9 protein-coding genes are annotated in these 11,842 nt (G+C 71.4%); 8 read left to right on the top strand and 1 reads right to left on the bottom strand.

All coding sequences use genetic code 11. The features are described 5' to 3' along the window. Positions 1 to 354: 354 nt before the first annotated feature. From proB to LHJ74_RS10965, 5 genes are all read left to right on the top strand, one after another. Positions 355 to 1,452 carry a glutamate 5-kinase gene (proB, locus tag LHJ74_RS10985; protein ID WP_260217877.1) on the top strand — a complete coding sequence of 366 codons (1,098 nt, stop codon included), beginning with the start codon at positions 355 to 357 and terminating at the stop codon, positions 1,450 to 1,452. Between the two features lie 401 nt (positions 1,453 to 1,853). Next, positions 1,854 to 2,300, top strand: a complete 447-nt coding sequence (locus LHJ74_RS10980) for a DUF8830 family protein (RefSeq protein ID WP_375546725.1) — start codon at positions 1,854 to 1,856, stop codon at positions 2,298 to 2,300. A 141-nt stretch (positions 2,301 to 2,441) separates the two neighbouring features. Next, positions 2,442 to 3,752 carry a glutamate-5-semialdehyde dehydrogenase gene (locus tag LHJ74_RS10975; protein WP_260217718.1) on the top strand — a complete coding sequence of 437 codons (1,311 nt, stop codon included), beginning with the start codon at positions 2,442 to 2,444 and terminating at the stop codon, positions 3,750 to 3,752. 63 nt (positions 3,753 to 3,815) lie between these two features. Continuing rightward, a complete protein-coding gene (locus LHJ74_RS10970) occupies positions 3,816 to 4,397 on the top strand; it encodes an SCO2584 family spore wall biosynthesis protein (RefSeq protein WP_260217717.1) in 582 nt (193 codons plus the stop codon). 280 nt (positions 4,398 to 4,677) lie between these two features. After that, the gene (locus LHJ74_RS10965; protein WP_260217716.1) at positions 4,678 to 5,823 is read left to right on the top strand and encodes an SCO2583 family membrane protein; all 1,146 of its coding nucleotides are present in this window, start codon (positions 4,678 to 4,680) and stop codon (positions 5,821 to 5,823) included. Between the two features lie 65 nt (positions 5,824 to 5,888). On the opposite strand, the gene LHJ74_RS10960 is transcribed toward LHJ74_RS10965, so the two are convergent. Beyond that, positions 5,889 to 7,019, bottom strand: coding sequence for a M48 family metallopeptidase (locus tag LHJ74_RS10960; RefSeq protein WP_260217715.1), 1,131 nt, complete (start codon positions 7,017 to 7,019; stop codon positions 5,889 to 5,891). 178 nt (positions 7,020 to 7,197) lie between these two features. Here LHJ74_RS10960 and LHJ74_RS10955 point away from each other — a divergent pair, with 178 nt between their 5' ends. Genes LHJ74_RS10955 through LHJ74_RS10945 form a run of 3 tightly spaced genes read left to right on the top strand, consistent with a single transcriptional unit; the run spans position 7,198 to position 11,758 of the window. Beyond that, the gene (locus LHJ74_RS10955) at positions 7,198 to 7,656 is read left to right on the top strand and encodes a hypothetical protein (RefSeq protein WP_260217714.1); all 459 of its coding nucleotides are present in this window, start codon (positions 7,198 to 7,200) and stop codon (positions 7,654 to 7,656) included. Continuing rightward, positions 7,653 to 10,325: a caspase family protein gene (locus LHJ74_RS10950; RefSeq protein WP_260217713.1), complete on the top strand. Its 2,673-nt coding sequence runs from the start codon at positions 7,653 to 7,655 to the stop codon at positions 10,323 to 10,325. Before LHJ74_RS10955 ends, LHJ74_RS10950 begins: the two co-directional genes overlap by 4 nt. Next, positions 10,322 to 11,758, top strand: coding sequence for an extracellular solute-binding protein (locus tag LHJ74_RS10945; protein ID WP_260217712.1), 1,437 nt, complete (start codon positions 10,322 to 10,324; stop codon positions 11,756 to 11,758). The genes LHJ74_RS10950 and LHJ74_RS10945 overlap by 4 nt, the downstream gene beginning before the upstream one ends. Positions 11,759 to 11,842: the final 84 nt, after the last annotated feature.

Here is an 11,842-nt window from a genome sequence, read left to right as displayed (position 1 = left end):
CGATCGGGGACCTGACGTGACTGTGGGGGGCGTGAATGTGTGAGGTGAGGTGCTGACGACTGACCGTATGACGGTCTCAGCCCCGGTGACAATTTTCTGTGAGCCACAGCATTTCAAATACCCCCATACGTGTCGCAGACCGTGTGCCGACCGGTTCACTGGTGTCCACAGGCCGGGACGGATGCGTCACACACCGACCACTGGCATAGATTACCTGCGGTGACCGGCACTTGGATGCGGTTCGGCGGCAACTCGGCCGGTCACCGGGGCGAACGGCGAGCAGAGGAACGGACGTCAGTGTCAGCAGCAGCGTCAGGAGCCGGGTCGGCGTCAGCACCGGGGCGGGGGCAGCAGGTGACGGCGGCCCGCCGGATCGTTGTCAAGATCGGCTCCTCCTCCCTGACCACCGCAGTCGGAGGACTGGACGCCGACCGGGTGGACGCCCTGGTGGATGCCCTGGCCAGATACCAGGCCAAGGAGATCGTGCTCGTCTCCTCCGGCGCCATCGCGGCCGGACTCTCCCCGCTCGGACTGGAACGCCGCCCACGCGACCTGGCCCGACAGCAGGCAGCCGCCAGCGTGGGACAGGGGCTGCTGGTCGCCCGCTACACGGCCTCCTTCGCCCGCTACGGCCGCCGCGTCGGGCAGGTGCTGCTGACCTCCGACGACACCAGCCGCCGCGCGCACTACCGCAACGCGTACCGCACCCTCGACCAGCTGCTGGCCATGGGCACCGTCCCCGTCGTCAACGAGAACGACACCGTCGCCACGGACGAGATCCGTTTCGGGGACAACGACCGGCTGGCAGCTCTGGTCGCCCACCTCGTACGGGCCGATCTGCTGGTGCTGCTCTCCGACGTGGACGGCCTCTACAACGGGAACCCGGCCACGCCGGGCACGACCCGGATCGCGGAGGTCACCGGGCCCGCCGACCTGGCCGGGATCGAGATCGGCAGCGCGGGCAAGGCCGGGGTCGGCACCGGCGGCATGGTGACCAAGGTCGAGGCGGCCCGTATCGCGGCGGCGGCCGGTATCCCCGTCGTGCTCACCGCCGCCACACACGCTGGTGACGCCCTGGCCGGGGGCCCGACCGGCACCTTCTTCCACCCGACGGGCCGCCGCGCGGCCGACCGGATGCTGTGGCTCGCGCACGCTTCGGAGCCGCGCGGCGCGCTCGTCCTCGACGACGGGGCGGTGCAGGCGGTGGTGGAGCGGCGCAGCTCGCTGCTGCCCGCAGGGATCGCGGAGGTGGAGGGCGAGTTCGTGGCGGGCGATCCGGTGGAGCTGAGGGACGTGCGGGGCCGGGCGGTCGCGCGGGGCCTGGTGAACTTCGACGCCCGCGAGATCCCCCGGCTGATCGGCCGCTCGACCCGTGATCTGGCACGGGAGCTGGGGCCCGCGTACGAGCGCGAGGTTGTCCACAGGGACGACCTGGTGCTGCTGCGTTCCTAGGGCGTGTTGGAGAAGTCCCGCCTGCCTCGCGGGGTCCGCCGCGCTCACGGCCGTACTCGCGCGAGGCGGCGACGCGGCGGATGGCCGTGCCAGGCGTCGCACCGTCGCAGGACCTGCGCGGACAGTCCTGCCGGACGCGGCGCCGAGCGTTCTGTCGCGGGAGGCGACAGGTGCCCCTCGCGACCGTCGCGGGAGGGCGGCGGTGGTGAAAGTCCGGCCTTTGGGCGTACACCTTCGGCAAAAACGCCACGCGGTCGCTCGCGGACTGGTCAACTTTGTGTGGGAGGCCACATGGGCGGGCCGGCCCCGGTACGGACAGGCGCGGCACCGCCATCGCGGCACCCACATCACTTCGGCACCACTCCAGGAGGGCTCCGGTGAGACGACTGGCCAGCGTCGAGATGGGGTCTCCCCAGCGGAACGGGGGAGCCCGCCGGACCCGGCCCGACGAGGGGGCCGGGGGCTGGGCCGGGCCCGAGCCCGGCGGCGCCACGGCGGAGCGTGAGGTGTCCCGGCTGTGGCACATCACTCTCAGTGTCGCGGGCGCGGAGGCTCCGCTGCGGGAGGTACGGCAGGCGCTCGAGCAGCTCGCGCACGACCATCCCTTCCTCCTGACCAGCCGCTATGCCAACGACCATGCCGAGATCCGGTACTGGGAGGAGGCGCGGGACTTGCATGACGCGGCGGCCGTGGCGCTGCGGCTGTGGGGCGAGCACCGTTCCTCGGCCAGCCTGCCGCCGTGGGAGATCGTGGGGCTGGAGGTCATCGGCCGGGAGACGTACCACCAGCGGATCGAGCAGGGGTTCGGGCCGGCACCGGCGACGCCGGTCGGCGTGCACCCGTTCTGAGGCGCCGGGCCGTTCTGAGGCGCCCGGCGCGATGCCTCCGGCGCAGTGCTCCGGAGCGATTTCCAGGCGCCCCGTCCGCATGGTGGAACAGAGGCGGACGGCGCGCCCGTCACCCGGGCGGCAGGTCGTAAGCTGCCCGGCATGAGCTCCAGCGCACCGCCCGCCACCGGGCCCGTGTCCGACGTCCCGACACCCGTGACCGCGACCGCCCGCCGCGCGAAGGAGGCCGCCGCCGAGCTGGCGCCTCTGCCGCGCACGGCACGCGACGCCGCGCTGCTGGCCGTCGCCGACGCGCTGGTGGCCCGTACCGGGGAGATCGTGGCGGCCAACGGCGAGGACGTCGCCAGGGCGCGCGCCGCGGGGATCCCGGACTCCCTGGTGGACCGGCTGACCCTGACCGCCGAGCGCCTCGCGGCCATCGCCGCCGACGTACGGAAGGTGGTGGGGCTGCCCGACCCGGTCGGTGAGGTCGTGCGTGGTTCGACGCTGCCCAACGGCCTGGAGCTGCGCCAGGTCCGGGTGCCGCTCGGCGTCATCGGCATCATCTACGAGGCACGCCCCAACGTCACCGTGGACGCCGCCGCCCTCTGCCTGAAGTCGGGGAACGCGGTACTGCTCCGCGGCTCCTCCTCCGCGTACGCCTCGAACACCGCGCTGGTCGGCGTCCTGCGGGACGCGATCGCGGGTGCCGGGCTGCCCGCCGACGCGGTGCAGCTGGTGCCGGGGGAGAGCCGGGATTCGGTCCGGGAGCTGATGCGGGCGCGCGGGCTTGTCGACGTGCTGATCCCGCGTGGCGGAGCCTCGCTGATCAGGACGGTCGTGGAGGAGTCGACCGTGCCCGTCATCGAGACCGGCGTGGGCAACTGCCATGTGTACGTCGACGAAGGTGCGGACCTCGGCATGGCCGTCGACATCCTGGTGAACTCCAAGGCCCAGCGTCCGAGCGTCTGCAACTCCGCCGAGACCGTGCTGGTGCACGCCGGCGTCGCGGACGCCTTCCTGCCCCGCGCGCTGGCCGCGCTGCGGGAGGCGGGGGTGACCGTGCACGGCGACGAGGCGTGGCAGCGGGCCGGCGCCGGGGCCGAGGACAGCGCCGGGGTCGAACCGGCGACCGAGGAGGACTGGGGCACCGAGTACCTCTCCTACGACATCGCCGCCGCCGTGGTGCCCTCGCTGGACGCCGCCGTCGCGCACATCCGGCAGTGGTCCTCCGGGCACACCGAGGCGATCGTCACCCGGGACGCCGCTGCCGCGCGCCGTTTCACCGCATTGGTCGATTCCACCGCGGTGATCGTCAACGCCTCGACGCGGTTCACGGACGGCGGTGAGTTCGGTTTCGGTGCCGAAATCGGGATCTCCACCCAGAAACTGCATGCACGCGGGCCCATGGGGCTGCCGGAACTCACCTCGACGAAGTACGTGGTGACCGGTGACGGTCATACCAGAAGCTGATCCTCTGCTCTGAGCGCCCTCCCGCCCTGCCCAAATTGACCGGTTCGGACTAGGCTGGTCGTCGTGCCGGACAATGTGGGGGGCCAGCCGTTGCCGGACGGCGAGGAGCCCGACAACCGCCACCACGGGGGCGCGGATGACGAGTTCGCCGCCGTGGTCTTCGACGAGGACTTCGTGCGCTCCGCCGAGGTCCACGAGCCGACTGCCGTGGAGCGGATACTCGCCGCCGCGCAGTCCCATGCCGAGTCCCACGCCGAAGCCGATCCGCGACCGTATGACGAGCCCAGTGGGCTGCCGTACGCGACGGACGCCGGTTACGCCTACACCTCGGGATACGACTACGAATACGAGCACGGCCATGACCACGGGTATGTCTACGGCGAGGACGACGTGCCCCGTCCGTACCGGGGCCACTCCCGCTGGCAGCGGCCGGTGGCCTGGGTCCTCGCGGTGGTGATGGGGATCGGGATGGTCGCGCTCACGTTCAGCGCGGTCTACCGGGGCGCGTCCAGCGAGCGGGAGGAGCCGACGCAGCCGCCCGCGACCAGCGACGTGGGGTCGACGTCCGACGGGTCCGGCTCCTCCGAAGGGCCGAACGGCTCACTCCGTGAGCCTGAACGGGTGGCACCCGGCGGCGCTCCCTGACGGCTGGTGCCGCTCGACCCTGGCACGGCCCCGGCCGCGTCGCCCGACCGGCCGAGCAGGCCCACTACGGTGCGGTCGGGCGCCTTGCCGCTGACCGCACCAGGACGCCTCGCTACCGGGTACGTCTTGCCTGGCGCGGCGCTGGGTCCACTTTCGAGCCCTGTCTGGCCGGGCCCGTGTCGTGGATCTTCGCAGGCCGGGCGCCGCGCAGACGGACGCTGGTCAAGTTTGCTGCGCCGAGGCAAGTTTACAAGTGGGTCTGCCGACCTACCCTTTTGATATGGCCGGGAGTGACAAACCTCCCGAAGGCCCCTTCGAGGAGCCCCCGGGCGGCGACGACGAGTACCGCTCACTCGTCTTCGACGAGTCGTTCGTCGAGGCTGCCCGGCTGCAGGAGTTCTCCGCGCAGGAGCGGCTGGCGGACGAGCAGCACGCCGCCGTACGCAGCCGCCCCGGCGGAATCGCCGGGCGGGTCATGGGCCGGGGGCCGGGCCTGGGCAAATCGAGGCAGGGCATCGTGCTGGTGCTGCTCATCACCCTGGCCTTCGGCACCGCGATCTACATGGGCATCCACAACCCGTACCAGGACCCCGGGGCCACGCCCGCCCAGCCCATGCGGGTGACCACACAGCCGCTGGTGCCCCAGGACGCGGTGCCGGGCGGGAAGCCCGCCGATCTGTTCGAGCACAGCCCGGCGGCCCGGTTCCGGGCGGGCGCGAAGGGCGTACCGCTGCCCGACGCGCACCGTACCGACCACTTCTCGGAGAACCAGATCCTGGCGGCGCTGACGAGCGCGAAGGAGTACGTGGTGGCCAGTTCGCTCGATCCGGCGGTGCTCACGGGCGGCGCGGTCAGCTCGGTGCGGGTCCTGCTCGACACCGGCCAGCTCGAACAGTTCGACCGGAGTGTGGAGAGTCCCGGGAACGAGGCCCGTCGGGCGTCCACCGGCTGGATGGTGCGTTTCGACCCGTCGCAGGTGGCGCTGGCCGGGCGGGATGTCCGAGTGGACGGCGATATGGCCGTCGAGGAGACCGCCCCGGACGTGCTGGAGGTCACCGCCGACCATGTCTTCGTCTACGCGGTACGGCCCGCCCAGTCCGGAGATGACGGGGGTGAGGAGACGAAGGCCGCCAGGAACGCGGACGGTGCCTCGCTGTTCACCGTGCGGCGCGAGGTGCGCTTCCACTTCGACCGGAGTGATCTGCGGGATCAGCAGCTGAGCGTCCAGCAGGTCAGCATGCGGGCCGGGCCGATGGCCTGCTCGGCCGACCCCTCGGAGGCGCTGCGGCCGATGACGGCGGGGGAGCGGGCGGAGAAGGGCGGACCCGCCGGGACCGATCCCTATGTACGGGACCGGTCCAGCGGATCGATGTGCGGGGTGCTGGCGGACTCGGCTCAGCCCCAGTCCGCCGATCCGGCGCGCTGACGCCCCGCGCCCGCCAGGGATTTCGGGACAGCCCTTAGGCGCCTGACGCCTTGCGGCCCCGGTGCTCAGCGCGAGGTGTCGGGCCCGTTCTCGCCGCCGGCGTCACCGGCCGCGCCGCCGTCCTTCCCGCCGCTCCCGCTCCCGCCGTTCCCGTTGCTGCCGCCGCCGCCCCGGCCGGTGAAGGTGTCGCGGAGCTTGCCGCCGAGATCCCCTGCGCCGCCCGCGATGTCCCGGACCAGGGATGCCAGCGGGTCCTTGCTGGACTTCACCGAGTCGGCGTAGTGGTTCGCCGACTGCTTGAAGGAGTCGGCGACCGAGGACTCCTTGTCGTCCGAGCGCCGGTCGTAGTGCCCGTCCATGATCCGCTGGTAGTCGCGGCTGGCGGCCCACTTGCGCAGCTCGGCGGCGCGGATGGTGGTGAAGGGGTGGCTGCGCGGCAGCACGTTCATGATCTTCAGTACGGAGTCCCGCAGGTCGCCGCCCGCCTCGTACTCCTCCGCCTGCTTGAGGAACGCCTCGACGTTCATCTCGTGCAGGTGGTTGCCGCCCGCCAGCTTCATCAGGCCGCGCATGGACGCCTGGAGGTCCTGCCCGACCAGCAGTCCGGCGCGGTCCGCGGACAGCTCCGACTTGCGGAACCACTCGCGCAGCGCCGTGACGATCGCCATGATCGCGACGTTGCCGAGCGGGATCCACGCGACCTTCAGCGCGAGGTTGGTCAGGAAGAGCAGTATCGTGCGGTAGACCGCGTGCCCGGACAGCGCGTGACCGACCTCGTGGCCGACGACCGCGCGCATCTCCTCCTCGTCCAGCAGCTCGACCAGGCCCGTCGTCACCACGATGATCGGCTCGTCCAGCCCGATACACATCGCGTTCGGGTACGGGTCCTGGTTGACGTACATCGGCGGGACTTTCTCCACGTCCAGGATCTCGCACGCGTCCCGCAGCATCTCGTGCAGATGTGCGAACTGCTCCTCGCCCACCCGCACCGAGTCGGAGAGGAAGAGCAGGCGCAGGCTGCGCTCGGGCAGCATCGCGCTGAGCGCCTTGAAAACGGTGTCGAAGCCGGTCAGCTTGCGCAGCGCCACCAGAGCGGAGCGATCGGCCGGGTGTTCGTACGCCCGGGAGGAGATCCCGGGAAACCGGCGCCTGTCCCGGCCGGGCAGCTGCTCGGTGTTGTCCGTACCGTTGGTCATGTTCCTACTCCCCCACGTCGACTGGTCTGCCCACAGTAAAGGGTGGCGTCCCGGGGTGCGGCAGACCGTGTCCCGGTTGCGACAACTCCCGGACAAGGGGCTGTTATTGGTGGCTACGCTCTGTAGGATCCCGGTTGACAAATGGTATTGACCGGCGGGGGGAACCATGGGGTTCCAGGTGAGTATCGCGATCGCGTCCGACGCCGAGCCGGGCGGAGTGGGTGTCGCAACCGAAGTACTGCAAAGGCGGCTTGAGGAGCTGACGCAAAGTCCCGGCAGCCCGGACAACTGGAGCGGGGTGCGTGCCGAGCCGCGCGCGAATGCGCCCAAGTCGTTGGGATCCCTTCAGGACATCGTGCTGGATTTCGGCGGACAGCTGTTACCGGACGCGGTCTTCCTGATCTCCGGATATCTGGTACGCGCGATCGTCGGGCATCTCCGGACGCAACCGGATTCCACCCAGCGGGTGGAGATCACCGGAGGCGGCGAGGCATTCGTCGTCACTCCCGGTATGAGCGCCGAGGAACTGGCCGACGTCGAGACCCGGTTCGCCGGGTGGATCGCGCGTCAGCAGACAGCCCCGGGCACTGACGTGCACGGGGAGGGCCCACGGGGCGGGGAGGACGGCCGGGGGTGAACGGGGAGCCGGGGTCCGGCCTTCGGACAGCGGTCTGCGTACTCGCCGCGGTCGACTCCTACGATCACCCCTCGTTCGAGTCGCTCGCCGGTGACAAGGCGACGCACAACGTACGGGAGCTGACCAGCGCTCTCACCGGGGACGGGCGATCCGCCTCGGTCCAGGTGCACTCCAGAATCAACCCTGGACACGCCGACGAGATCAACAACGTACTGCGTCCCCTCGCGAAGGCGCCGCCGGACGTACTCGTCTTCTATTTTATGGGCCACGGTTATACGGACCCGAAGGATCTGGCCGAGCCGGAGAAGCTCTATCTGGCGATGAGGTCGAGTTCCACAGCGGAGATCTCACACACCGGGCTGTCCTTTCGGGACCTCGTAGTCCGGCTCGACCACGTCCACGCGAGCCGCACGGTGATCATTCTCGACTGCTGCCGGTCGGGCGACTTCCCGCAGAACGCATTGCCCGACAATCGCCCCTTCACCGTGCTCACGTCCGCGCCCAAGGGCTTTCTGATCTCCCCGGGGCCGCCCCAGCAGGAGCTGACGCCGTTCACGGCGGCGCTCGTCCGGGCGCTGAGGGAGGGGCCGCGCATGATGAGCGAGCTGGGGGAACGGCTTCGGGAGTTATCCCACGGCCCGGACAACAGACCGCACACGCCGTACATGCCGTGGGATCCGGGGGAGATCTCCAAGCAGGGCGGCGGCAGCACGGTACTGCCGCCGGAGGCCACGCAGCCAGCAGCACCGAAGCTGCCGGAGCCGGAGCCGGAGCCGGAGCCGGAGCCGGAGCCCGAGCCGCAGCCCGAGCCCGAGCCGCAGCCGGAAGGGCAGGCGACCCCTGTCGGCACCCTGCTCAAGGCGCTGTGGCGCTTCCTGACACGGCCGCCCCTGCTTGCCCTGTCGCTGATACTGGTCGCCGCCGTGGTGGGCAGCGTCTACGCGCTGGTCGGCGGATCGGACGCGGCCTGCCCGCCGCCGCTGGAGATGAGGATGGCCACCGCACCGGAGGAGGTCACCTCGATGCGGGAGCTCGTACGGGACTTCGAGGATTCCAGCGCCAACCATCACTCCCGTGGCGGCGCGGAGAACTGCCGCGCCGCCCGCTTCACCGTCTACGGCGCCAGCCTCGACGAACTCACCGAACTCTTCGGCGATCCCAAGGAGTGGGGCCACTCGACGGCTCTGACGAAGCTCGGTCCGCAGCCCGACATCTGGGTCGCCCAGTCCAGCGAGGCGGTCTCCAGGGTGAGCAGCGACCTGCCGGGCGATCTGCGCAAGCAGGGGTTCCTCAAGAGTCCCCGCAGCCTGATGACGGACCAGCCCGCGCTCGTACTCACCGAGGACGCCCGCCGCCGCCTTGCGCTGGCACCCGCCCAGGAAGGGCCGGGAAAGGTCGACTGGAAGACCCTCCGCGCCGCGCTGCACGCCGTGCCCGCCACGGACCGCCCGGCGCTCTTCCGTCCCAATCCCCGGGGTTCGGGGGTGGGCCTGGCCCACATCCTCGGCATGTACGCGGCCGACGGGACCGCCGGCTCCGGCCCGAGCGGCAGGCTCCTGCCGAAGCGGGAGATCAGCTGGCTGGAAACCGAGGTGATCAGCCAGGGACGCTCCATCGCGGAGAGCCCGCAGGCGCTCTGCGGGCTGAAGGGCTCCGGCTCCTCGAACTCCTCCGACCCCTCGAGCCCCGCGGCCTCCGGGGTGCCGCAGTCCGCCGGGCACCAGGCCGACGGCGCGCTGGTCAGCAGCAGCCAGGCGGAGCGGTACGAGGACAACCCCGTCGCGTACTGCGAGGGTGTGGTGGGCGACGCCATGGGACCAGTGGCCGCCGACGTCCACCGCTACACGGTCAGCGGCGGCCCCTCCCTGGACCATCAGCTCGTCGAGGTGGCCTGGCCCGCCGACGACCGCGCGGAGCGGAAGGAGGCGACGGCCCGGTTCCGCACCTGGGCCGGTTCGAAGGAGGGCGGGAAGGCAGTCGGGGCTCTGCACTATCCGCCGCCCGGCGCCTCGCCGGTCCCGCCGCTCTCCGGCCAGGACGTCATCGACCGGCTGGCCCAGTTCCGCGCCGCACACCGGGCGATCCGGCTCACCGTGCTCTTCGACGTCAGCGGCTCCATGCGGGAGCACGAGCGTTCCGAGGCGGCGGCGCGCGCCGTACGGCAGGCGCTGGGCCGGCTCGGCGAGTCGGACAGCTACCGGGTGACGGCCTTCCCCACCGGTGCCGACGGCAGGGGAACGAAGCGGGCCGTTGAGGACTGGACCGAGGTGGACGGGAAGCGCGTCGAACTGAACCTCCCGGAACTCGGCGACGAGAAGAGCGGACGGCAGGCCGATCTGCACGCAGCCCTGCGGGAGACCACCGAACGCATCCTCGCCGAGGAGGCGGATCCGGCCGAGCGGCACGCGGTCCTGCTGGTCACCGACGGTGACTACCTGGAGGGGGAACCGCCCCGGCCACGAAGGCTCAGAGAGGCGGCCGACGAGCTGGGGAGGCACCAGGTGCCGGTGATCGTCGCGTCGATGCGGCCGTACGGCTGCGCGGCGGACAAGGAGACGGGGCAGATCGCGCTGGGTTCCGGAGGCGAGTGCGAGCCGCTCTCCGGCGATCTGGCGGCCGCGCTGGCCCGGCATGTGGCCGCGCTCACCGAGGGGAGGTCGCCGCGGTGACGTACGGGTCGGGTGGGCCGTACACACGGTACGGGTGGTACCGGCGGGACCGCCGGTACCGCCCCCGACGCGGCGTACGCCGTACGGTGGCCGCCGCCGCACTGCTGGTGGCGGTCACCGCCTGCACGCACGCACCCCCCGACGAGCCGGCCGCCCCGCCGCCGGGCGACGGCGTGCTCCGCATCGTGACCGGCAGCGATCTGACCTCCACGGGCATCCGCCGGGAGCTGATCGAGAAGGCGGCCGAGGCGACGGGCATCGACGACATCAGCATCGTGGAGCTGCCGGACGACGCGGACCGGCAGCGCAGCCAGCTCGTCGCCGCGCTCCAGGCGGGAAACAAGGACGCCTACGACATCGTGAACCTCGACGTCACCTGGACGGCGGAGTTCGCCGAGCAGGAACTGATCGAACCGCTCGAGGGCCCGCTGAGCGAGCTGGACAGGCGGGACGCGAAGTACATCTGGCCGTCCGTACGCGAGACCGTCACCTACGAGGGCAAGGCGTGGGCGGTGCCCTGGAACACCGATGTGGGGCTGCTCTACTACCGGGCGGACCGCTTCGGCTCCGACCCCAGGCTGCGTACCTGGCGGGACCTCACCAGAGCGGTGGCCGACGGGGCGGACGCCCGGGACCAGGTCGGCATGGTCACCCAGCTCGCCCCGTACGAGGGCCTGACCGTCAACACCTACGAGGCGGTGTGGCGCAACGGCGGCGAGATCATCGACGAGGAGGGCAGGGTCCGGGTGGCCGAGGACGAGGCGCGGGGCGGACTCCTCGAACTCGCCAGCGCGTTCTCGACGTCCGGTGGGCTGCCGCTGCTCGACAAGGAGTGGACGAGCAGCGACGAGAGCGGCTCCATCGAGCGCTTCCTGGCCGGGGAGGCACCCACCATGCGCAACTGGCCGTTCGCGAAATCCCGTCTCCAGGAGCACGCAGGAAAGTCCTCCGGGGGCGAGGGCGCACCGCGTTTCGGCGTGACCGCCCTGCCGGGCGCGGAGGACGGAACGGCCGGGAGCGCGGCGCTCGGCGGGCAGAACCTCGCCATCGCCGAGGGCAGTCCGGACCAGGCGGAGGCGGAGAAGCTGATCGCCTGGCTCACCTCCGCCGCGGCGGGCGAAGAACTCTACGAGGGCGGCTTCGTGCCCGCCCGTCAGGACTCCCTGCCCGACGACTGCGCCCGGGGCGGTCGTGCGCTGCCCGAACGCGTGCCGCAGGGCTCTCTCGACGAGCAGTTCCTGGAGGCCCTGTGCTGGTCGATGGAGCATGCCAGGGCCCGTCCCGTGACGCCGTACTACGCCGCTGTCACCCAGGACATCCAGGACGTCATGGCAAAGCAGCTGCGGGCGGCTCCGACGGGACCGCCGGTGGACAGCCGGGCCTCGCCGGAGGATCTGCGCGACCGGCTGCGTGCCTCACTCGACGGGCGTTGACGAAACGCCTGTGCGCACCGGTACGCGGCGGGTACGCGTCGAGGCCGAGTCGGGGTGAGGCCACGCGGGGCGCACGCATACGAT

This window comes from Streptomyces gossypii (assembly GCF_025165795.1).
Classification (GTDB): domain Bacteria; phylum Actinomycetota; class Actinomycetes; order Streptomycetales; family Streptomycetaceae; genus Streptomyces; species Streptomyces gossypii.
This window is presented reverse-complemented; position numbering and strand designations above follow the sequence as displayed.

Excerpts from the sequence above, each read along its gene's own strand:
- LHJ74_RS10980 (WP_375546725.1), top strand. The coding sequence starts at position 1,854 with ATGGGGTCTCCCCAGCGGAACGGGGGAGCCCGCCGGACCCGGCCCGAC.
- LHJ74_RS10975 (WP_260217718.1), top strand. The coding sequence starts at position 2,442 with ATGAGCTCCAGCGCACCGCCCGCCACCGGGCCCGTGTCCGACGTCCCG.
- LHJ74_RS10965 (WP_260217716.1), top strand. The coding sequence starts at position 4,678 with ATGGCCGGGAGTGACAAACCTCCCGAAGGCCCCTTCGAGGAGCCCCCG.
- LHJ74_RS10960 (WP_260217715.1), bottom strand. The coding sequence starts at position 7,019 with ATGACCAACGGTACGGACAACACCGAGCAGCTGCCCGGCCGGGACAGG.